20 protein-coding genes and 1 other RNA gene are annotated in these 24,117 nt (G+C 28.1%); 19 read left to right on the top strand and 2 right to left on the bottom strand.

Annotation, left to right across the window (positions count from 1 at the left end; genetic code table 4):
* The 16 genes from dnaA to SCHIN_RS00080 all read left to right on the top strand — a co-directional run bounded on the left by dnaA (nt 1) and on the right by SCHIN_RS00080 (nt 18,778).
* A complete protein-coding gene (gene dnaA / locus SCHIN_RS00005) occupies nt 1-1,335 on the top strand; it encodes a chromosomal replication initiator protein DnaA (RefSeq protein WP_208057187.1) in 1,335 nt (444 codons plus the stop codon).
* A gap of 134 nt (nt 1,336-1,469) precedes the next feature.
* Entirely contained in the window at nt 1,470-2,594 is a 1,125-nt protein-coding gene (dnaN, locus tag SCHIN_RS00010) for a DNA polymerase III subunit beta (RefSeq protein ID WP_166507597.1), read from the top strand.
* A gap of 48 nt (nt 2,595-2,642) precedes the next feature.
* On the top strand, nt 2,643-4,544 hold the full coding sequence (gene gyrB, locus SCHIN_RS00015) for a DNA topoisomerase (ATP-hydrolyzing) subunit B (protein ID WP_166507598.1): 1,902 nt from the start codon (nt 2,643-2,645) through the stop codon (nt 4,542-4,544).
* A gap of 16 nt (nt 4,545-4,560) precedes the next feature.
* Nucleotides 4,561-6,993: a DNA gyrase subunit A gene (gene gyrA / locus SCHIN_RS00020; RefSeq protein WP_166507599.1), complete on the top strand. Its 2,433-nt coding sequence runs from the start codon at nt 4,561-4,563 to the stop codon at nt 6,991-6,993.
* A 4-nt stretch (nt 6,994-6,997) separates the two neighbouring features.
* Nucleotides 6,998-8,263, top strand: coding sequence for a serine--tRNA ligase (gene serS / locus SCHIN_RS00025; protein WP_166507600.1), 1,266 nt, complete (start codon nt 6,998-7,000; stop codon nt 8,261-8,263).
* Nucleotides 8,264-8,419: 156 nt separating this feature from the next.
* An RNA gene (gene ffs / locus SCHIN_RS00030) (signal recognition particle sRNA small type) lies at nt 8,420-8,515 on the top strand.
* 15 nt (nt 8,516-8,530) lie between these two features.
* On the top strand, nt 8,531-8,953 hold the full coding sequence (locus SCHIN_RS00035) for a nucleoside deaminase (protein WP_166507601.1): 423 nt from the start codon (nt 8,531-8,533) through the stop codon (nt 8,951-8,953).
* A gap of 30 nt (nt 8,954-8,983) precedes the next feature.
* A complete protein-coding gene (gene dnaX, locus SCHIN_RS00040; RefSeq protein WP_166507602.1) occupies nt 8,984-10,915 on the top strand; it encodes a DNA polymerase III subunit gamma/tau in 1,932 nt (643 codons plus the stop codon).
* 1 nt (nt 10,916) lies between these two features.
* The gene (locus SCHIN_RS00045) at nt 10,917-11,486 is read left to right on the top strand and encodes a toprim domain-containing protein (protein WP_166507603.1); all 570 of its coding nucleotides are present in this window, start codon (nt 10,917-10,919) and stop codon (nt 11,484-11,486) included.
* 17 nt (nt 11,487-11,503) lie between these two features.
* Nucleotides 11,504-12,142 carry a dTMP kinase gene (gene tmk, locus SCHIN_RS00050; protein WP_166507604.1) on the top strand — a complete coding sequence of 213 codons (639 nt, stop codon included), beginning with the start codon at nt 11,504-11,506 and terminating at the stop codon, nt 12,140-12,142.
* On the top strand, nt 12,114-12,881 hold the full coding sequence (locus SCHIN_RS00055; protein ID WP_166507605.1) for a hypothetical protein: 768 nt from the start codon (nt 12,114-12,116) through the stop codon (nt 12,879-12,881). The genes tmk and SCHIN_RS00055 overlap by 29 nt, the downstream gene beginning before the upstream one ends.
* Nucleotides 12,881-13,609, top strand: coding sequence for a tRNA1(Val) (adenine(37)-N6)-methyltransferase (locus SCHIN_RS00060; protein WP_166507606.1), 729 nt, complete (start codon nt 12,881-12,883; stop codon nt 13,607-13,609). Before SCHIN_RS00055 ends, SCHIN_RS00060 begins: the two co-directional genes overlap by 1 nt.
* Complete coding sequence (gene tilS, locus SCHIN_RS00065) at nt 13,610-14,761, top strand: tRNA lysidine(34) synthetase TilS (RefSeq protein WP_166507607.1); 1,152 nt, start codon at nt 13,610-13,612, stop codon at nt 14,759-14,761.
* A 40-nt stretch (nt 14,762-14,801) separates the two neighbouring features.
* Entirely contained in the window at nt 14,802-16,685 is a 1,884-nt protein-coding gene (gene ftsH, locus SCHIN_RS00070) for an ATP-dependent zinc metalloprotease FtsH (protein ID WP_166507608.1), read from the top strand.
* 78 nt (nt 16,686-16,763) lie between these two features.
* Complete coding sequence (locus SCHIN_RS00075) at nt 16,764-17,624, top strand: Hsp33 family molecular chaperone HslO (protein ID WP_166507609.1); 861 nt, start codon at nt 16,764-16,766, stop codon at nt 17,622-17,624.
* Nucleotides 17,625-17,674: 50 nt separating this feature from the next.
* Entirely contained in the window at nt 17,675-18,778 is a 1,104-nt protein-coding gene (locus SCHIN_RS00080) for an ABC transporter ATP-binding protein (RefSeq protein WP_166507610.1), read from the top strand.
* 38 nt (nt 18,779-18,816) lie between these two features.
* Here the strand turns inward: SCHIN_RS00080 and SCHIN_RS00085 are convergent, their stop codons facing one another.
* Both SCHIN_RS00085 and SCHIN_RS00090 read right to left on the bottom strand, forming a co-directional pair.
* Nucleotides 18,817-19,878, bottom strand: a complete 1,062-nt coding sequence (locus tag SCHIN_RS00085) for an oxidoreductase (protein ID WP_166507611.1) — start codon at nt 19,876-19,878, stop codon at nt 18,817-18,819.
* A 105-nt stretch (nt 19,879-19,983) separates the two neighbouring features.
* Nucleotides 19,984-21,033, bottom strand: a complete 1,050-nt coding sequence (locus SCHIN_RS00090; RefSeq protein WP_166507612.1) for an oxidoreductase — start codon at nt 21,031-21,033, stop codon at nt 19,984-19,986.
* A 268-nt stretch (nt 21,034-21,301) separates the two neighbouring features.
* Between SCHIN_RS00090 and SCHIN_RS00095 the strand changes: the two genes are divergently transcribed.
* The 3 genes from SCHIN_RS00095 to lysS are packed head-to-tail and all read left to right on the top strand — an operon-like array spanning nt 21,302 to nt 24,115.
* Nucleotides 21,302-21,616, top strand: a complete 315-nt coding sequence (locus SCHIN_RS00095) for a DUF1904 family protein (RefSeq protein ID WP_166507613.1) — start codon at nt 21,302-21,304, stop codon at nt 21,614-21,616.
* Nucleotides 21,617-21,619: 3 nt separating this feature from the next.
* The gene (gene dusB / locus SCHIN_RS00100) at nt 21,620-22,594 is read left to right on the top strand and encodes a tRNA dihydrouridine synthase DusB (protein WP_166507614.1); all 975 of its coding nucleotides are present in this window, start codon (nt 21,620-21,622) and stop codon (nt 22,592-22,594) included.
* Between the two features lie 12 nt (nt 22,595-22,606).
* Nucleotides 22,607-24,115 carry a lysine--tRNA ligase gene (gene lysS, locus SCHIN_RS00105; protein ID WP_166507615.1) on the top strand — a complete coding sequence of 503 codons (1,509 nt, stop codon included), beginning with the start codon at nt 22,607-22,609 and terminating at the stop codon, nt 24,113-24,115.
* Nucleotides 24,116-24,117 lie beyond the last annotated feature (2 nt).

Consider the following 24,117-nt stretch of genomic DNA (forward strand, 5'->3'; position numbering starts at 1 on the left):
ATGACAAACACAGTTTTGTGAAAAAAAATAAAAGAATGGCTTATTTCATCAGATTTAATAGAGCCAAATATATATGAAGATTATATAAAAAATGCATCACTAGAATCACTATCTCCAAATAATGTAGCAATCGTTGTTTCTTCTGATCTATCAAAATATTATCTTGAAAATTTAGATTCTGATATAGACATCAAAAGTAAAATTTGTGAACTATTAGAAAAAGATGTTATGTTAACATTTTTGACTAAAGAGGAATATAAAAAAGAAGAGAAATATTTAAAAGTTATTAAAAAGAACAAAATTATCAATGGGGGAGAATTTTCATTTGAAAACTTTGTCTCCGGGGTAAGTAACATGAATGCATATAATGCATCAAAGGCAATTATTAACAATTTAGGTACTAAATGAAATCCTTTATTCATTCATGGAGACTCAGGACTTGGTAAAACTCACCTTTTAAAAGCTATATTAAATGAACTAAGTAAAGATTCTAATGATATTAATATTAAATATTATACATCTGCAGATTTTAGAAAAGAAATCTTAGACTCTTTACAAGATGGTTTCAAGGAAATTGAATCTACTAAAGAAAAATTTGCTAACTTAGATGTTATTTTAATTGATGACATTCAATTTTTAGCAAATAGTGGAAAAACAAATGAAATATTTTTTAACTTATTTAACAGTTGTGTAGAAAATAACAAACAAATAGTTATCACATCTGATAAAGCACCTGAATATTTAAATGGTTTTGACAAAAGACTAGTTTCTCGTTTTAATCAGGGATTAAATGTGAAAATAGACACACCAGATATTGTCACAGCCACAGCTATTGTGGATTACAAATCAAGAGTAGCAAACCTTTTATTTACAGAAGAGGTAAAAAAATATATAGCTTCTTATTATGGATCTGACGTTAGAAAGATCGAAGGAGTAATTAATAAAATCGAATTTGCAATAATTCAAGACAAAGAAAAAGTAGGTAAAACTATAGACTTAGAAGATATTAATCTATTTTTAGAGGATTATTCTTTTGCTCCTGGTGGAGATATTACAATACAAAAAATAAAAAATGTTGTAGCTCAAAATTATGGAGTTACTGCAAAAGCGTTAGATTCAAAAGTAAGATTACAAGCAGTTGTTAGAGCAAGACATGTTGCTATGTATTTAACTGGAGAAATCTTAAAGAAAAATTACACAGAAATAGGTGTGTCATTTGGTGGTAAAGATCACACAACTGTTATGCACGCATTTAAAAAAATCAATGAAAGCCTAGAATCTGACAAGATTTTTAAAAAGACTTTGAACAAAATAAAGAAAGAAATAGTTTCTTAAAGGTTTTAATTGGTGCTTTAAAATGTTATTATTATAGGGTAAAAAGTATTATAAACACTTGTTATATAAGAGTTTTCCACATTTTAACCGCATAATAATAATAAATAATAATATTAATCTAATAGGGGGTTTTTATGTTTTTTAAGATTGACAGAAATTATTTTATTGAAGAAATTAATAAATGTAATAGGATTATAGATTATAAATCTTTAAGCCCTAACTTGACTGGGATTTTAGTTGAAGTTACAGCTGAAAAAATTTCTTTAATTTCTACTAACTCTAATTTTTCAATTAAAACATCTACAAATAATTTTGAAAATGGTTTAGAAATTAAAGAAGCTGGAACTATGTTAATTAGGGGTAAATATTTCTTAGAAATTTTAAGAAGAATGGATGATGAAATAATTAACATCTCTAAAGTGGAAACTAATCTTATTACTTTATCTGGAGAAAAATCAGAATTTACATTGAACATATTAGATCATCTTGATTATCCTTTAATAGCATTTAGAGAAAAAGGAACTGTTGTTGAATTAGATTCTTCAGAATTAAAAAAAGCTTTGAACCAAACAATTATTTCTGTTAACGAATGAAATCAAAAAATTGTTTTGTCTGGTTTAAATTTTAGTGTCGACAATGACATTTTTTATGTAACAGGAACTGATGGTTTTAGAGTTTCTAGAAAACAAATAACTTTAAATTATCCTTTAGAAGAAAAATTTGAAGCTAACATTCCTTTCAAAGGAGTTCATGAAATTATTAAAATTTTAAGTGAAAAGGGATTATGTAAATTAGTATTACAAGATAACTATTTATCTGTACTTATTAATGAAACTATATTTCAAGTTAATTTATTAGAAGGACAATTTCCAAATGTGAATTCTGTTTTTCCAACTGACTTCAACAGTACAATCTATGTTGAAAATAAAAAGTTTGTTAAATTAATTTCGAGAGCAGATATTCCTAGTGAAGAAAATTTATCAACTGTTGTTAATTTAATTTTACAAGGAGAATCAATTTTTATAAAATCAAACATCCAACTAGTTGGTAGCTTTGAAGAAGAATTTAAAGAATTTGAATTAAGAGGTTTAGACGAACAAAATATTTATTTCAATTCTAGATATCTTTTAGAATCGTTAAAAACATTTGAAACTAAAACAATTGAGATCAATTTTATTGATGCTAAAAAACCAATTGTTATTTCTTCGAGTGAAGATTTATCATTGAGTCAAATTATCTTACCAATGTCTTCAAATTAATTTTTTTAGTGTTTAATTAATAATTTAAAAATAGTAAGTGGGTAAATTATGGGAAATAATTATGGAGCAGATCAGATACAAGTCTTAGAAGGATTGGAAGCAGTTCGTAAGAGACCTGGTATGTATATTGGAAATACAAATAAAGTAGGACTACATCATTTAATTTGAGAAATTTTAGACAACTCTGTTGATGAATCATTAGCAGGTTTTTGTGATGAAATTTCAATTGTTATAACTGATGAAAATGAAATTTTAATTAAAGATAATGGGAGAGGAATACCAGTAGCTATTCACCCTAAAACTAAAAAAAGTACTTTAGAAACAATTTTTACAGTACTACATGCGGGTGGTAAGTTTGATGAATCAACTTATAAAATCTCTGGAGGACTTCATGGAGTTGGAGCTTCTGTTGTAAATGCATTATCTTTATATGTTGAAGCAATTGTTTTAAGAGATAATAAAATGTATTACCAAAGATTTTTTGATGGTGGTACAAAAGCAACTGAACTTGAAACAATTGGTCTATCAGATGCAAATGGAACGTTAATTAAATTTAAACCCGATCCTGAAATTTTTAAAGAAACTGTAGAGTTTGATTTTGCAGTTGTTAAAACTAAAATAAAACAATTAGCTTTTTTAAACAAAGGTTTAAAAATTGATTTATATGATCAAAGAAATGATAAATTTTTATCTTATAGATTTGATGATGGAATTAAAGATTATATAAAAGAAATTAATAGTGGTAAAGAAAAAATTAATGACGAGATTTTTTACATAAGTGATAAATTTGAAAAAATTGAAGTGGAAGTTTCAATTCAATATAATGACACTTATGACGAAAATATTTTTTCATTCTGTAATAATATTTTCACAAGTGAAGGTGGAACACATGAAGAAGGTTTTAAATTATCTTTAATTAAAGCTTTAAATAATTACACAAATGATTTAAAAAATTTCAAAGGAAATAAATTTACTTTTGATGATGTACGTGAAGGAATTTGTGCTGTTATTTCAATTAAACATGTGGATCCTTTATATGAAGGACAAACAAAAGCAAAACTTTCAAACGTTGATGCAAAAGAAGCTGTATCAAATATTTTGTTTGAAAGTTTTAAAGAGTACTTATTAAAAAATCCTAATGATGCAAAAAAAATAATTGAGAAAATTTTAATTTCACAAAAAGCAAGAAAAGCTGCTCAAAGAGCTAGAGAAGACACAAGAAGAAAATCTGCTATTGATAATTTTTCTTTACCTGGAAAATTAGCAGACTGTGAATCTAAAGATGCAGATATTTCAGAACTATATTTAGTCGAAGGGGATTCTGCGGGTGGTAGTGCAAAAACTGGACGTAATAGAAAAAACCAAGCTATCTTATCTTTAAAAGGTAAAGTTTTAAATGTTGAAAAAGTTAAACAATCTAAAGTTTTTGAAAACAATGAAATTCAATCTATTATAGCTGCTATTGGAACTGGTGTTAAAAAAGATTTTAATATCAAAAAAATAAGATACAAAAAAATAATTATTATGACTGATGCTGATGTTGACGGAGCTCACATTAGAGTTTTATTATTAACTTTCTTTTATAGATATATGAAAGAACTTTTAAATAATGGAAACATTTATATTGCACAACCTCCATTATATAAAATTGATGCAGGAAAAAATAATATTGATTATGCATATTCAGATGCAGAACTTGAAGAATTAAAAAATAACAAATACAAAGATTTAAAATATGTAATTCAACGTTACAAAGGACTTGGAGAAATGGATCCAATCCAACTTTGAGAAACTACAATGGACCCTGAAAGAAGAACTATGATTCAAATCAAAGTTGAAGATGCTTTCATGGCTAATGAAGTTTTTTCAAGTCTAATGGGTGAGAGTGTAGAGTTAAGAAGAAACTTTATTACTGAGAATGCTCAATTTGTTGAAAACATAGATATATAGAAATAGGTGAGTACAAATGGCTGAAAATAATATTGGTAGAATTTTAGAAGTAGATATTAAAAATGAAGTTGAAAAAGATTTTTTAGAGTACTCAATGAGTGTTATTGTCAGTCGTGCTCTTCCTGAATTAAAAGATGGTTTGAAACCAGTTCATAGAAGAATAATTTATGCTATGAATGATTTAAAAATTACAGCAGATTCACCACATAAAAAATCTGCTCGTATTGTTGGGGAAGTAATTGGTAAGTATCACCCTCATGGTGATTCATCAGTTTATGAAGCAATGGTTAGAATGTCACAAGATTTTTCTTATCGTTATCCTTTAGTTGAAGGACATGGTAACTTTGGATCAATCGATGGTGATGGAGCTGCTGCGATGCGTTATACTGAGGCAAGACTTTCAAAAATTTCAAATATGTTATTGAAAGACATTGATATGGAAACAGTACCATTCACAGATAACTATGATGCTTCAGAAAGAGAACCAAAATATTTAACAGGTTACTTTCCAAATCTTTTAGTTAATGGTGCTACAGGAATTGCTGTTGGTATGGCTACAAATATTCCTCCACACAATTTAACAGAAGTTACAAATGCAATAATTGCATACATTGATAATAATGATATTACTATTGATGAAATTTTAGAATTTATTAAAGGACCAGATTTTCCTACAGGAGCTTTAATGACAAACGGTCAATCTATGATTGATGGTTATAAAACAGGAAAAGGTAATTTAACTATCAGAGCAAAAATTGATATTGAATCTGATAATAAAAAACAAAGAATTGTTATTAGTGAAATTCCTTATCAAACAAATAAAATTAGAATAGTTGAAAAAATTGCAGATCTTTACAAAAATAAAATTATTGTTGGTGTAACAGATATTCGTGATGAATCAAACTATCAAGGTATTAGAATTGTTTTAGATTTAAGTACAAATGCAAATGCACAATTAATTATTAAAAGATTATATAAGTATACTTCTCTTCAAACTAATTTTGCAATTAACATGTTGTCATTAAATAATGGAATACCTGTTGTTCTAAATATAAAAGACATAATTAAATTTTATGTAAAACATCAAATTGACATTATTATGAAACGTTCAATTTTTGAACAAAAAAAATTGAACAAACGTTTACATATTTTAAATGCAATTAGAAAAACTTTAGATCATATTGATGAAGTTATAAAAATTATTAAAGAGTCTGCTAACACAGAAGAAGCTCACAAAATGTTAAATGAAAAATTTGGTTTTGATGAACAACAATCAAAAGCAATTTTAGATATGAGACTTCAAAGACTTGTTGGACTTGAAAGAGAAAAAATTGAATTAGACATAAAAACTATTGAAGCTAGATTAGTTGAATTAGATGAAATTATAAATTCAAAAGAAAAACAAAACGAAGTTTTAGTTTCTCAACTTGAAAATATTAAAACTAAATTTGGTGATGAAAGAAGAACTCAAATAATTAAAGAAGAACAAACTTTAATTGGAGAGGAAGAACTAATTCAAGATACTCAAATGATTTTAACTCTAACTGAAAATGGTTATGTTAGAAGATTAAGTCCAGCAGAATTTAAAACTCAAAAACGTGGTGGAAAAGGAATTATAATTAATTCTTATCCAGATGATAATATTATTATTTCTTGTGTTGGAAAAACAAAAGATGATGTTTTATTTTTCTCTAACGAAGGAAAAGTTTACAAAGTTAAAGGATACAATATTACTCAGTTTACTAGAACGTCGCGTGGTCTACCAATAATTAATTTCATAGGAATAAATTCCTCTGAAGAAATTACATCAATCTTATCTCTAAAAAATAAAGATAAGAAATTTAAATTTTTAAATTTTATAACTCTTAATGGAGTTGTAAAAAAAGTTGCTATTGAAGAATTTGATAGAATTAACAATTATGGAAAAATAGCAATCAACTTAGATAAAGGAGATAAATTAGTTTCAGTTGTTCCAACTGTTGGTAACAATGAATTACTAATTGCTTCTAAAAAAGGAAAAATTATTAAAGTAGATGAAAACGATTTCAGACCAATGTCTAGATCTTCTAGAGGTGTAAAAGGTATGAACATTGATAAAGGTGATCAAGTAGTTTCAGCTGTAAGTAATTACGGAGTTGAAAGTGTTGCTACTATATCAGAATATGGTATAGTAAAAAGAACACTTATAAGTGAATATAACATTTTTGGTAGAGGTGCTAAAGGTGTTCTAGGTATGAAACTAAATGATAAAACTGGAAGTTTCAAAAACATGTTAGGTGTTAGAGAAACAGATGATTTACTTATGATTTCTTCAAAAGGTAAAATCATCAAAATTGGAGCTCAAGATGTTAACTTACAATCTAGAACTTCTACTGGAGTAATTGGATTTAGTTTGGATGAAGGTGAATACATTACAACTGTTTCATTGGAATTCAATAAGGGAGAATAAAACAATGTTAGATATAAATAGAATTGAAAATGATCTTGAACATATAAAAGTTCAATTGAAAAAAAGAAATAAAGATTATTCAGAAGAATTAAATCAAGTTTTAAATTTTAATTCTGATAGAAAAAAAATAATCAAAGAAGTTGAAGAATTAAAAGCTACAAAGAATTCAATTTCAAAAGAAATTGGAATTTTAGCTAAGGATAAAAAATTTGATGAAATTGAAAAATTAAAATCTGAAGTAACAACTATGAATGAAAAAATTGAAGTACTTGATAAAAATTTAAAAGAAGTACAACTAAACATGAATTCATTGTTAGCTGTAATACCAAATGTTCCTAACGATAATATTCCTCTTGGAAATGATGATGAGGATAATGTTGAAGTAAGAAGATGAGTTGAACCAGGAATTAAAAATGATGGTGAAGCTCATTGAGATATAGGACAAAAATTAGGATTAGTAGATTTTGAATTAGGTGCAAAATTATCTGGATCAAGATTCTTAGTTTATAAAAACGAAGGATCAAAAATGATAAGAGCTATTGCAGATGTTTTATTAAATAGACACAAGAAACATGGATACCAAGAAATGTTCCTTCCATTATTAGTAAATGCGGAAAATATGTTTGGAACAGGTCAACTTCCTAAATTTGAAGAAGATGCATATAAAATTGATGATCAATATTTAATTCCAACTTCTGAAGTTCCATTAACAAATGTATTCAGAAATACAATTGTTGATGTTAAAGAATTACCAACTTATTTAACTTCTTTCACACAATGTTTTAGAAGAGAAGCTGGAAGTGCTGGACGAGATACAAAAGGAATGATTAGATTACATCAATTTAATAAAGTTGAAATGGTTAAAGTTTGTGAACCTGAATCTTCATATGAAGAACTTGAAAAAATGGTTTTAGATGCAGAAGATTGTTTAAAAATGTTTAATATACCATATAGAGTTGTAGAACTTTGTTCTGGAGATATTGGTTTCACATCACAAAAAACTTATGATTTAGAGGTTTGATTCCCTAATCAAAATAAATTTAGAGAGATCTCTTCATGTTCTAATTGTGGTGATTATCAAGCTAGAAGAATGGGTGCAAAATATAAAAACACAGATGGTAAAGTTAATTATTTAAATACATTAAATGGTTCAGGACTTGCAATAGATAGATTATTTGCAGCAATGTTAGAAAATCATTATGATGGTGAAAAATTAATATTACCAGAAGTATTAAGACCTTATTTTGATAATAAAGAATATATAAAATAAAAAAAATGTTTCACGTGAAACATTTTTTTTTGACAAAAAACCAGGTTTTTTGTTTCACGTGAAACATTTAAGTTAGAACAAAATATATAAGAATTGTTTCACGTGAAACATTTTAAATGTAAAAAAAAGTATTACTTTCAATATAATATGATAATATATAAATGTCATTGTAAGGGTGACGTTCGAAGCTGGTCAGGACCGGAAGGTAGCAGCCATAAGAATCCAGTGCCTTGTACAATGGCATTTTTTATTTTTAGGTGATTTGAAATGACAGATATATATTACGAGAATTTAATTAAAGAAATAAAAAAATGCAAAAAGAGCAAAGATGTTCCTGTTGCTGCTTTTTTAGTTAAAGATAAAAAGATTGTAGCAAAATCAATCAATACTCGAGAAAAAGATTTAGACATTGCTGGTCACGCAGAAATAAAAGTCATAAATAAAATGTTTAAAAAAATAGGTAATAAAAATTTAGAAGAATTTAATATGGTTGTCAGTTTAAAACCTTGTTTTATGTGTATCGGAGCTATTCAACACGCTAATATAAAAAAAGTTTATTATTACTTAGAAAATTTAAAATGTGATTATCATAAATTTGAAAACAATATAAAGTTTATTAAATTAGAAGATTTAGAAAATAAACTAGAAATGGAACTTAAACATTTCTTTAAAAATCTAAGAAATAAATAGGTAAAATAATACTAGCGAGAGGTGATAACAATGGATAATAAAAAATCTTTATATAGAATTTATAGACCCAAAAACTTAGATCAAGTTGCAGGTCATGAAGGAATAAAAGAAATATTAAAATCAGAAATTGAAAGTAATAATTATCCTCACGCTTTGTTATTTTCTGGTCAAAGAGGAACAGGAAAAACATCTATAGCTAAAATATTTGCAAAGATTGTAAATTGTACAAATTTACAAAAATATAATCCTTGTGATGAATGTGTAAGTTGTAAAGAATTTAATAACAATGCTCACTCAGATATTTTTGAAATGGATGCTGCTTCAAATAATGGAGTAGATGAAATTAGAAACATAAAAGCAAATGTCTCTACATTACCAAGTATTTCAAAATATAAAGTTTATATAATTGATGAGGTTCATATGTTAACCAATTCTGCTTTCAATGCATTATTAAAAACTTTAGAAGAACCACCAACGCATGTGATTTTTATATTAGCAACAACAGAATTTTCAAAAATACCACAAACTATAATTTCAAGATGTCAGTTATTTAATTTTAAAAGAATTAGTAAATCAGCTCTTGAAAATAAAGTTGAAGAGGTTTGTAATTCTGAAGGAAGTGAAATTGATTCAGAAGCTTTAGAAGAAATTTATTACATGTCAGATGGATCATTGAGAGATGCTCTAAATTATTTGGAACAATCATTAACTATCTCAACAGGAAAAGTTACAACAGACGAACTTAAAAAAATATTTTATATTGCAACAAAGAAAGAAAAAGTTGAAGTACTAAAAAATATTTTTGATGGCAAAGCAAATGAAATTATAAATTATTTTGAAAATTCAAATGATCAAGGAATCGACTTTCAAGCTACAATACTTGGGTTATTAAATATTTTGAAAGAAATAGTTTCAGTAAAAATGACAGGTAACTTTAACTACCTAAAAATTTTAGATCAAGATGAATTTAATTATTTTGAATCAGTTCAAATAGAAAAAATATTTTCTCTAGCTGATAACATTTCTGAAGCATATACAAAAACAAAAAATTCAAATGTAAGTTATCAATACATTCTTATAAATATTTTAAAAACCATTAAGGGTTTCACTACTACACCAATAAGTGTAGTAGTGAAAAATGACTTAAATGAAAATAATAAGATTGAAAATGTCCAACCTTATATTTCAAATTTTAATCAAATAAAAAAAGTTGAAGAACCAAAAGTTGAAGAACCAAAAGTTGAAGAACAAAATTTAAGAACCGAAACTTTGCAAGAAGAAAACAACAATATTCAAAATGTTGTTGCTGATGAAAATAAAATGGAAACAGTAACTAGATCACAATCTACAAACGAAAAAAATATCAGTGATGAAAATAGAATTAATAATATTTTAGATATTTCTAATGAAGAAGAAAAATTATTAAAACTTCAAATGTATTTGATGGTTGAAAACATGACAGGTTCAAGTTCTGAAATAGAATTTTCTGATAACCAAATTTTAAATTCTTTACTTAACGTTGATAAAGATTTAAGAAAAACTTATGACGAGAAAATTCAAAATTTGGTTTTTAGTAATAAAAATAATTTAGAGGAATTAAAAAAATATATTTGTTTCTACAACGGAAAGGTTAGTGCTGCAAATGATCAGTCATTAATTCTAATCGTTGAGGATAGTGGAATCGCACAATGAATAAATTACAAATTACAAAATGAGATTTTTAGAAATGATTTATTCTCAATTCTTGAAGCTAATGTTGCTATAATTTGTATTGATAAAAAAAGATGAAAACAAATTAAAGAAGAATACATGTTTAGAAAACAATCTGGAATTTTAAATAATGTTTACGAACCAATTGATTTAGGAAACTTTTATGAAAGTTTAAATGAAGTTGAAAGCGAAAATGAATATTTAAAAAGAGCAAGAGAAATTTTAGATATTGAGATAAAGGTAGTGGATTAATATGGACGAACTAATTGAATTATTAAAACAATTTGATGGAATTGGTAATAAAGCTGCAAAGAAAATATTCTTTGAAATTATGACTAGTAAGTCGAAAAAAGATAAATTAGTTGAAACCATAGAAAAAATATCAAACAGCTATAAAATTTGTGAGACATGTTATTTTTACAGATTTGAAAATCTTTGTAAATTTTGTGATGACGCTACAAGGAATCAAGAATTGATTTGTGTGGTTTCATATATAACAGATGCGCAAAGAATTTTGGAATCTAACTATAGAGGTTTGATCCACGTACTAAATGGTGAAATTAATTTAAATAAAAATATTCACCCTGAAAACTTAAAAATGGAAGAATTATTTGCTAGAATAAATAAGGATAAGGAAATAATTCTTGCTCTCAATTTAACTTTTGAGGGTGAAGTAACTGCAAACTACATTGGAAACAAAATCAAAAGCAGTGTAAAAAAAGTTTCAAGAATAGCTAGAGGAATTCCTTTAGGTGGTGTTATCGATTATATCGATAATGAAACACTTGAAAATGCAATTACTAATAGAAAAAATCTTAAATAGAAAAGAGTAGGTTAAATATGCTATTTATAACACTTGAAGGAATCGATGGTTCTGGTAAAACAACAATATCAAAAATGTTAAAGGACTCATTAGTTCAAAAAGGGTATGACGTACTTTTAACTAGAGAACCTGGTGGTGAACCATTGGCAGAATCAATTAGAAAAATGATTTTAGACACTGAAAGTGATCCTACTCCTTGAACAGAAACTTTATTATATGTTGCTGCAAGAAAACAACATTTAGATAAAATAATAATTCCAGCTTTAAAAGAGGGAACAATTGTTATTTGTGACAGATTTATGGATTCAACATCTGCTTACCAAGGATATGGTAGAAATATAGGAATGACTGATGTTGATGAACTTCAAAATATTGTTTTAGGTTTAACACAACCAGACCTAACAATATTCTTTGATATAACTCCTAAAGAAGCTCAAATAAGATTAATGAACAGAAAAAGAAATGCAGACAGATTGGAAAAAGAAGATCAAAAATTCCATGAAGCAGTATATGAAGGTTATCAAATGCTTATTTCTGAAAATACAGATAGAATTAAAGTTGTAGATTCAAGAAAAGCAATTAATGAAGTATTGCAACAAGTTGACTTTTTAGTTGAAAACGCAATCAATGAAAGAATGACAGCAAAAAATGGTTAGACAAGAAATATTTAAAAACATTCAAGAATTAATATTTTCAAATAAACTTTATCATTCACTAATTGTGTCTTGTACAAATCAAGAAGAATTAGATTTTACTTGTAAAGAAATTACAAGAATGATAGTTTGTGAAAATTCATCTATAGAAAATGATAATTGTAGATGATGTAAAAAAGTTAATTCAATGAATGCTTTAAATATTTTTTTTATAGGTGACGGTTTTTCAAATATCAAAAAAGAAGAAATCTCAAACTTGATAATAAATTTTTCTTCTTCAAATATTGAAGATAGTGATAAAAAAATTTACATAATTAGAAACGCAGAAAATTTAAGTGATAGGGCAGCAAACTCACTTTTAAAATTTTTAGAAGAACCACCAAAGAATGTTTTTGCTATTTTGCAAACTAAAGATAAAAACCAAATCTTGCAAACAATTAAATCTAGATGTAAATTACTAAACTTAACTCATAAGGTAGATGAGGAAATTGAAGATAAAGAATTTTTTGAATTAATGAAATCAAAAAATAAGAATTTTATTTTGTTATATTCTGATAAGTTCAAAAAATTAGATAAAGCTGATCAAGTAAAAATTTTAGAATACACTTTTAAAAATTTTATTCAATTAGAAATGCCAAATTTATCAGAATTGTTTTTGGACACGATAATAGAAATTAAAAATTCAAACTATACAAATTTAACTATAGAAAATCTTTTCATTAAAATTTTTGAGGTGCTCTAATGAAAGTTGTAAACGATGTTTTAGGATATAAGAATTTAAAAATATATCAGGAGACTGATATGTTTTCTTTTTCTTTAGATTCTATTTTGTTGGCCAGGTTTTATAAACCAAAATCTAAAGAAAAAATAATTGGAGATTTTGGTACCAACAATGCAATCATTCCTTTGATAGTTTCAAATTACATAAATAAAGATTCAAAAATTTATGGAATCGATATCCAAAAAGAAGCTGTGAAAATTGCAAAAGAAAATGTTGAGTTAAATAATTTACAAGAGAAAATTGAAATAATAAATCAAGATATTAACGAATATGTTAAAGATAAAAATAATTTTTTTGATGTAATTTATTCAAACCCTCCTTATTTCAAAGTACAACAAGATTCTAATTTAAATAAGAAAAGTGATTTTTTAATTCCTGCTCGACATGAAACACACTTGAAGCTAGAGCAATTAATTTATAGTGCAAAAGTTGCTCTAAAAAATGGCGGAAGGTTTGTTATGGTTCATTTAATTGAAAGAATGGATGAGATCATTTACTTACTTAAAAAAAATAATTTTGCAGTAAAAAATATTCAAGTAGTTTATTCAAAGGAAAAACAAGACGCTAAGAAAATTTTAATTGACGCTATAAATGATGGAAATGAAGGAATGAAATTTTTACCTCCACTTTACGTTCATAAAGATAACGGTGATTACACAGAACAAGTTTTAGAAATGTTTGGTGATTAAATGAAGATCGACACAAGTAAAAAATATATAGTTGGACTCTCTGGGGGACCTGACAGTATTTATATGTTAAATGAACTTTCTAAAATTATAGACAATCAAAACATAATTGCTTGTCATGTTAATTACAATTACAGAAGTGACTCTAATATAGATCAACAAATTTGTGAAAAATTTTGCAAAGCAAAAGGAATAAAATTACTAATAAAAAACATCGAACAAAGTTATGATAAGTTAAAAGAAAACTTCGAATCTTGAGCTAGAGAACAAAGGTATGACATGTTTTATAAAGTGGGAAAAGAAAATGGAATTGACACTATTCTAATTGCTCACAATTTAAATGATGATATTGAAACTTTTCTAATGCAAAAGCAAAAAAATATAAAACCAAAATATTATGGAATAAACAAAAATTCGAGCTATAAAGATTTGAAAATAATAAGACCAATAATTGAGGTAAAAAAAAGTGAGATATTAAACTCTTTAAAAGAACAAAATATAACTTATGCAGTTGATACTACAAATTCTGATACCAAATATACTAGAAACAAAATTAGAAGTGAATTAAAAGAAGATGATTTCTTTGATTTACAAGGAGAAAAAGAAAAACTAAACTCTGATTTAGAAACTCTAAATAACTTAATAAAAGAATTAGGGCCAACAAGAATAGAAATAAAACTACTTAAAGAGAATAGTGAATTTGGTGAAAGATTGATTTTTCAAAAAATTGAAGAATGTGGTTTGGGTCATTTGTTTTATAAAAGAAAAAAATCTACATTAAAAGAAATATATAAGCAATTGGTCTCAAATAAGTCAAAAATAATAATCCAAATTGAAGACTTAGAGATATGTAAAAATAATAAATATGCCTATATTTATAACAAAGCAGTTTTCAAATTCTTTGATATGAAAATCGAAGAATTTGATAAGGATAAATATCCGTTTATTTTGAATTTAAATGATTTTGATAAGATTGATCATAGTAAAGACTTAAGAATAAGCAACAATTTTGAGACATTACAAAATCAGTTAACTTACAAAGGTTATCCGTTAATTGAGGTTTTTAATAGGAATAAAATACCTGAAATAGAGAGAAAATTTGTAATAATTATTTATAATTATTACAATAAAAATGTTATTAATAATATAATTTAAGTGTAAAATTAAATAGAATGTCTTAGAAAATGGTGAAATAATGAAAAATAAAAAGACGTTATGATTATGAGTTCTTTTTGTAGCTGTCATAATTGTCATAGCGATAGTAATATTACAATTTACAAGCGGGACAACAGCTCAATGGAACCAAGAAGAGTTATTGGGTGGAAACTATGCGATTTACGGAAACCTATCTGCTCAACAAGTAACCAGTGACACATGAGTGATATCTGGACAGTATATAGTTGGAGACAAATTATTAAACTTTAAAGCTAATGTAACAGCTGCAGGTTTTTTAGAAGTGCAAAAACAGTTTGGAAGTCAAATTTATATTTTGGTTCAAACCACTTCAATGTGATTAACTCTAGCAACAACATTTTTACCAATGATTTTATTGGTAGCATTCTATGTTTGAATGTTCTCATCAATGCAAAAAGGTGGAATGGGTGGAGGAATGTTTGGTCAAACCAAACAACGTCCACGTGAAACTAAATCTGATGTTAAATTTAAAGATGTTGCTGGAATAAACGAAGAAAAACAAGAATTAGTTGAGTTAGTTGACTACTTAAAAAACCCAAATAAATATGCACAAATGGGTGCAAGAGTACCAAAAGGAGTTCTTATGGAAGGGCCACCAGGTACTGGTAAAACATTATTGGCAAAAGCAGTTGCTGGAGAAGCTGGAGTAGCATTTTTCTCAATGGCAGGTTCTGAATTTGAAGAAATGTTTGTTGGACTTGGAGCAAGTAGAGTTAGAGATCTATTCTCAGATGCAAAAAAAGCAGCGCCATGTATTATCTTTATTGATGAGATTGATGCTGTTGGTAGAAAACGTAATTCTTCAATGGGAACAGGTACAACTGAACAAACATTAAACCAATTATTGGTTGAAATGGATGGATTTGGAACTAACTCAGGAGTTATTGTTATGGCTGCAACAAACAGGGTTGACGTACTTGACCCAGCTCTATTAAGACCAGGACGTTTTGATAGAACTATTCAAATTTCTCTACCAGATATTAGAGAAAGAGAAGCTATTTTACAATTACACGCAAGAAACAAATCTGTTTCTCCTGAAATTGATTGAAAAAGAATTGCTGAAAGAACACCTGGTTTCTCAGGTGCTCAACTTGAAAACGTTCTTAATGAAGCTGCAATTTTAGTTGTTAGAGAAAAAAGAAAAATGATTACACTTGTTGATATTGATGAAGCAATCGACAGAGTTGTTGGAGGTCCTGCTAAAAAATCAAGAGCAATGACTTTACAAGACAAACAAATCGTTTCTTACCACGAAGCAGGACATGCATTGATTGGTCTAAAATTAAAATCAGCATCAAAAGTGCAAAAAGTAACAATTATTCCTCGTGGTAATGCTGGAGGATATACAATAATGACTCCAAAAGATGAGTCAAACTTCTCATCAAAAGAAGATCTATTCGCATCAATTGCTGGATATCTTGGGGGAAGAGCTGCTGAAGAAATTATCTTTGGAAAAGATAATATTACAACAGGAGCACATGATGACCTTGATAAGGCTACAAACATTGCAAGAAGAATGGTAACACAATTTGGTATGTCTAAACTTGGACTTACAAAATACCTAACAATGGCAGAAGAGTCATATGGTCAAACAAAAGGTGTATACTCAGATGAAGTTGCATACAAAATTGATAACGAAATTAACGACATTCTAGATGAGTGTTATGTAGTTGCTGTAAAAACAATTAATGCAAACAAAGAATTGTTAGAATTAATTGCTGAATCTTTAAGAGTTCTTGAAACTATTACAGCTGAACAAATTGATTATATTAACACAAATATGAAACTTCCAAATGAAGTTCTTGTTGAAAAATCAAGAAAAGAAAACGAAGAGAAGAAAAAAGAAGCTGGGGAAATCTTAGAATTTGAACCAGATTCAGAATAAGAAAAATAAAATCACCAATAGGTGATTTTATTTTGTAAAAAAAGTATAATTAGAAAAGCAAAATAGGAGGTCCAAATTATGGATATGGAAATTAGAGCAATAAGTGACGACTATAACGTTAAAATGGCAGTTGTAGATATTAGTGAGTCACTTGATGAAATAATAAAATTACAAAAAACAAATCCTTTAGCATCAGTTGCTTTAGGTAGAACTATCGTGGCAAACGCACTTTTAAGTTTAAGTGTAAAAGATGGAAGTAAAATGACAACAAACATTAATGGTATGGGACTTGGAGGAACTATAATTGCAGAATTCCAAAATAATGCAGTTAGAGGTTACATTGAAAATCCAAACTTTGACATAGCAGATATTATTGAAGATGAAGGAAGTCCACTTTCTCAAGTAGTAGGTAAAAATGGATTCTTACAAGTATCAAGAGATAATGGCGGAAGTGAACCTTATACTTCAAGAGTTGAATTAATTTCTGGTGAAGTAAATATGGATTACATGTATTACTTACAACAATCAGATCAAGTTCATTCATTAATTACAACTACTGTGGAAATTAATGATGATGGTTCAATTAAAAAAGCTTGTGGAATTATTATGCAATTATTGCCAGATTTCAAAGAAGAAGCAATTGATGATATTGAAGAAAAAATTGGTTCATTAGATCACTTGAAAAAAACTTTAGTAGATTCAACAAACTATGAATCTTTATTGAAAGAAATTTGTCCTGATGCAAAAGTTTTAGGGGTAAATCAATTGAAATTTGAATGTACTTGTAACTTAAAAAAAGTTATGGATTCAATCAAAATGCTTGGAGCAGAAGAAATCACAAAAGCAATCAATGAAGGAGAAGAAGTTGAAGTTATTTGTGATTTCTGTAAAAAACAATACCTTATTAAACCTGAGGAATTAAAAACACTTTTAAATTAAAAAGTGTTATAATCTTAGAGACGTTATTTAACTTTCATAAAGGAGTAATTATGGAAGAAAAAGATATTGTATTAGCTGAAGAAGCTAATACAGAAGCAGCAAATGTTGATGCTAATAAAGAGGTTAAAGATGAAAAACCTCAAAAAGATGAGAAAGTAAAGAAAGAAAAACCAGCTAAAGAAGAAAAAGTTAAGAAAGAAAAACCTGCAAAGGAAGAAAAAGTAAAAGCTGAAAAACCTAAAAAAGACAAAAAAGTGAAAGAACCATCAGAACCTTTAGTGAGAGAATTCAAACATATTGAATTACCACCAGTTACTGATGAAGGTGTAAAAGGTCATAGACAAAAATTAAGATTACAAAGACAATTTACATCAAAACACTCAAAAGAAATTTTAGGTGGAAACATTATTTCTACAACTGGTGCTAAACCAGATGTTGACAAATATGTTATTGAACTTAAAAATGTTAAGAAAAACTATGTTACTGGAGATATCCTATCACCAGTTCTTAAAGGTGTAGATTTACAAGTTGAAAGAGGTAAATTTATCGTTATTCTTGGACCATCTGGATCAGGGAAAACAACTTTACTTAACACAATTTCAGGTTTAGATAAAGCTAATGAAGGGGATGTTTTCGTTTTAGGAAACAACCTAACACTTTTAAAAGATTCTCACTTAACAAAATTTAGAAGAGAAAATGTTGGGTTTATTTTCCAACAATATAACTTACTTTCAAACCTAACTGCAAAAGAAAATGCAGAAGTTGGGGAAAACTTAAGTAGAACTAAAGATGGAGCTATGTCAATTGAAGATATCTTCAAAACAATTGGTATGGAAGAACAAATCAACAAATACCCTCACCAAATGTCAGGGGGACAACAACAAAGGGTTTCTATTGCGAGAGCGCTTGCTAAAAACCCAGAAATTCTATTTGGAGATGAACCAACCGGAGCTCTTGATGAAGAAATGGGTAGAAAAGTTCTTGAAATTTTAGTTAAAGTTAAAGATACTTACAATACAACAGTTATTGTTGTTACTCACAACCCTAACATTTCTGAAATTGGAGATACAGTTATTCATGTTAAAAACGGACTTATTGATTCTGTTAAAAATAACCCAAATCCAAAAAAACCATCAGACATTGACTGATCTTAATATCAAAAAAAACAGATTCAATTTGAATCTGTTTTTTTCTATTTTTTAAAAGTTGATTTGTAATCCACTGGATGGAATCATGGGTTCACAGCTCATTTATATAATTCTTTATCCATTTCTTCGACAGTTAATAAATCTGTCATCACAAGACTTGGGTTATAAATTTGAGCCCTTCCAACTGCTACAAAAGGAATATCTTTGTTTAAAGCAAATTCTATTTCCTCTCTAGTTTGAAATTCCCCAACAACAATAATGTTCTTTTTGGTTCATGACAAAACTGTTTCAGCATAAGGTATTCTAAACATTTTAGTTTCTGGTTTTGAGGGATTAGAAACAATATCTCTTCTCCCAATGGTTTCACCACTTGATAGATGAAAATAAGTTACTAAGTTTTCAATTTTTTCAACAAGTGGTTTAAATTCAGAAATGTCAAATTTAGAATCTTTCATATCATCAGAAATACTAAATCTTATTCCTACTGGAATTTTAACTTCTGAGTTTATTCTCTCTAAAACAGTTATCAGCATTTTGCTTCTTTCAAAAATATCTTCACTTTTAATTAAGTCATTTAATTGAGGATGAATCAATTCGCTAATTAAGAAACCATGAGCTGCGTGAATTTCTACAAAGTCTAAACCAGCAATTTTTGCACGTTGTGCAGCTTTCACAAAACAGTCTTCAATTCTTTTTAAATTTTCTTCATCTAAAAGTGAATAATTTTCTTTTGCTAAATATGTGTAAAAATTTGTAGCTCCAAATGTTGGTTCCTCAAGTTCAGCTTTTGCACCAGCATGATTTAATTGAACACCCACAACTGCTCCAGCATCATGAGAAAGTTTTGCTATTTTTTTAAAACCTTCTATATGTTCATCTTTTCAAAGACCTAAATCTCTTGGGCGAATTCTACCTTCGCTTGATACAGCAGTTGATTCAATTATTATAGTTCCAACTCCCCCATAAGCTCTAGCTCCATAATGTTGAATGTGAAAATCTGATACAAATCCATCATCTGCCATTAAAGTATCCATTGGTGGTAAAACCACTCTGTTTCTAGATGTTACTCCATTAATTAGTTCTACCTTATCGTTAATTTTGTACATTTTTTTCAACTCCTTAATATAAAACTGTACAAAACAATTTTATTATAATTTGATAAAAATAATTTAAAAAACTAAAAAATCAGACTCGTTGCTGAGTCTGATTTTTTAGTTGCTTGAGTAATCTTTGGGATTAAATCAAGGATTGTTATTTCAATGATAAGTACCTTTTTCTAACTCTTCTTTTTTTAGCAAACTATTAATTACAAGGTTCGGGTTAAAAATTTGTTCTCTTCCAATTGCTATGAAGGGAATGTTTTTATTTAAAGCATATTCAACATCTTCTCTGGTCTTAAATTCTCCAACTGTTATAACATTCTTTTTAGTTCATTTTAAGACTAGTTCAGCATATGGAACTTTATAAAGTCTGCTTTCAATGTTATTGTTTTCGCTTGGTGGTTTTACACCAATAGTACCACCACTTGATATATGGAAATATTCAACAAAAGGATCTAATGCTTTTATTAACGGTTCAAATTCTTTTGGTTGAAAACCTGTGTTTTCCACATCATCACCAAGACTTAATCTTATACCAACTGGTATTGAAATATTTTCTTTAATCTCTTTTACTATCTCTAAAATAATTTTTGCTCTTTCTAAAATGTTGTCACTTTCAATTACATTGTTAAGTTTGGGGTGAATAAATTGATTTAATAAATATCCGTGAGCTGCATGGATTTCTACAAAGTCTAAACCAGCAGTTTTTGCTCTTTTTGCAGCACTTACAAAACTTTGTTTTATTCGTTCAGACTCTATTTCATTTACCAAACTATAATCACTGGTCAATGAAATTTGATAAAAGTTTGTTGCACCATAAATTTTTCCTTCAAGTTCAGCTTTTGCACCAGCATGATTTAATTGAACACCCACAACTGCTCCAGCATCATGAGAAAGTTTTGCAATTCTTTTAAAACCTTCTATGTGTTCATCTTTTCAAAGACCTAAATCTCTTGGACGAATTCTACCTTCACTTGATACTGCAGTCGATTCAATTATTATAGTTCCAACTCCCCCATAAGCTCTAGCTCCATAATGTTGAATGTGAAAATCTGATACAAATCCATCATCTGCCATTAAAGTATCCATTGGTGGTAAAACTATTCTGTTTCTAGATGTTAGGTTTTTTATTAGTTCTACTTTGTCATTTATTTTATACATTTAATTTACTCCTCTCTTTTCCCTTATATTTTAAAGGTTTAAAATAAAAAAAGAAACTTATAGATATTGCCTTAAAGGCAAAGAGTTAAGGAATATGCTTGTGTTCTGATTTCAAAAAAACAAAATCTTAATGAGATTTTGTTTTTTTGTTGTCTATTCTTTTGCTTTTATTACAAAAAAAGTTTAAAATCATTTTAGAGTTATTACTTAATTTTAAATTATCAATTTAAAAAAGAGATATAATCAATTTGTAAAGGTGGGAAAACAAATGCCAATTTTTAGTTTTAGAGGCGTATCTGACGCAAGGATACAAGAATATTTTAAAAAAACAGGAGAACTTGCTCAATTAATCAACGCAGAAGTTGAACAATTCGTTTTCTGATCAGAACCAGTTACATTAATTGGGAATGGTTATGAAAAAGATGCAATCTTTATTTCAATAGATTGAATGGGGAGACCATTGAAGCAAGACGCCGTAGCTAAACACATTCAGGAGTTTTTCGGCGCAGATTCAAAAAATATCTATATTAAATTTACTGAGGTTAACAGCTTCTTATACTTAAACGGAGAAGTTGTCGGCTAAACGATGAAAATCAAAAATGTTGATATAAAAGGTAAAGTATTTCTAGGTCCAATGGCTGGAACTACCAATGCAGCCTTTAGAATAATTTGTAAAGAAAAAGGGGCATCTCTGGTTTATGCAGAGATGGTTAGTACTGAAGGATTGGTCCACAATAACAAGAAGACAAAGACCATGATAGAAGTTTCTGATTTAGAACACCCGATTTCTTTACAAATTTTTGGTTTTGATGCAAATTCGTTTGTTCAAGCAGCCAAAATAGTTGAAGAATTTTCAGAATGTGACATTATAGATATAAATATGGGTTGTCCTGCACCAAAAGTTGCTTTGCGTAGTCAAGCGGGAGCAAATCTTTTAAAACACCCGCAAAGAGTTGGCGAAGTTATTAAAGCTGTTGTAGATAATACATCAAAACCAGTCACAGTTAAAATGAGAATAGGTTGAGATGAAGACAACAAGAATGTAGTTGAACTTGCAAAAATCGCAGAAGCAAACGGAGCATCTGCAATAGCAATTCATGCAAGAACAAGAACGCAGTTTTATACTGGTAAAGCAGATTGAACTTGAATAAAAAAAGTTAAAGAAGCTGTAAAAATTCCTGTAATTGGAAATGGTGATGTGGTCGACGGACCAACTGCTAAAAAAATGTTGGATGAAACTGGTTGTGATGCAATAATGGTTGCAAGAGCAGCTCAAGGAAATCCATGAATTTTTAGAGAAATTCAACATTACTTAGATACTGGTGAAGAACTTGAAAAACCATCTTATGAAGAATGAAAAGAAACAATTCTAAGACACTCAGATCTTTTGATTGAAATGCGTGGAGAAGAATTTGCAATGAGAGAAATGCGGAAGCAAATGTTGTGATACATCGCAGTCCTTGGAAGAACACCAAAGACTTTGGAAATGAAAAGATACGCAACAGAATTACAAACAATAAACGATATTAAAAATATATTTGAAATATATGAAAAAAATTAGGAGAAGAAAACAATGAACGATAATTACGAAAGAAGTTTTACGGAGCAAGAGCAAATCCGTAGAAGTAAATATGAAAAACTTGTAGAAGAAGGAAGAGATCCTTTTAGAGAAACTTACTTTGATAGAACACATAATGCAGCTCAATTAATTGAGCAATTTGATAGCTTTTCAAAAGAAGAGTTAACTACAAAACAAGACCAAGAAATTTCAATCGCAGGAAGAATTAGATTATTTAGAGAAGCTGGAAAAAAAGCTATCTTTGCAAATATTCAAGATCTTTCAGGTAGTGTTCAAATTTATGTTAGACAAGATGAACTTGGAGAAGAAGAATTTGAATACTTTAGAGATTTAGATTTAGGAGACATAATTGGTGTTTCTGGAATCATGATGAAAACAGATCATGGAGAATTAACTGTAAGAGTTAAAAAAGCAGTTTTACTTACAAAAGCTTTAAAACCTTTACCAGACAAACATGCAGGTATTGCAGATATTGAAGAAAGATACAGAAGAAGATATGTTGATTTAATAGTAAATCCAGAAACTCGTGATGTATTTATTAAAAGAGCAAAAGTTATTAGAACTATCCAAAGTATTTTGGATGAAAAAGGATATATGGAAGTTGAAACTCCAATCCTACATCAAATTAGAGGTGGAGCTTCTGCTAAACCTTTCTCAACTCATTACAATGCTTTGGATAGTGAATTCTATTTAAGAATTGCAACAGAGTTACATTTAAAAAGATGTATCGTTGGAGGATTTGAAGGAGTTTATGAAATTGGAAGAATCTTTAGAAATGAAGGAATCAGTACAAGACATAACCCAGAATTTACTTCAATTGAAATTTATGTAGCTTACAAAAACATGGAATTTATCATGGACTTAAGTGAAGAAATCTTTAGACAATGTGCTACTGCAGTTAACGGTACTACAAAAGTAAATTATGGTGGACATGATTTAGATTTAGGTAAACCATTCAAAAGATGACACATGGTTGATGCAATCAAAGAAATCACAGGAGTTGATTTTTGAGAAAAAATGAGCGTTGAACAAGCAGCTGCTCTTGCAAAAGAAAAAGGAATCAAAGTTGAAAAACACCAAATGTCAGTAGGACACATCATTAACTTATTCTTTGAAGAATTTGTTGAAGATAAAATTGTGGAACCTACTTTTGTTTACGGACACCCAGTTGAAATTTCACCTTTAGCAAAAATTAATGCAGAAGATAACAGATTTACAGATAGATTTGAATTATTTATAATTGGAAGAGAGTATGCAAATGCCTTTTCAGAATTAAATAACCCAATTGATCAATTTGAAAGATTCTTAGAACAAGTTAAAGAAGCTGATGCAGGAAATGATGAAGCAAATGATATGGATATTGATTTTGTTGAAGCTCTAGAATATGGAATGCCTCCAACTGGTGGAATTGGAATTGGAATTGACAGATTAGTTATGTTACTTACAAATTCTGAATCAATTAAAGATGTACTTTTATTCCCACAATTAAAACAAAGGGGTTAATG

Source organism: Spiroplasma chinense (assembly GCF_008086545.1).
GTDB lineage: Bacteria > Bacillota_I > Bacilli_A > Mycoplasmatales > Mycoplasmataceae > Spiroplasma_A > Spiroplasma_A chinense.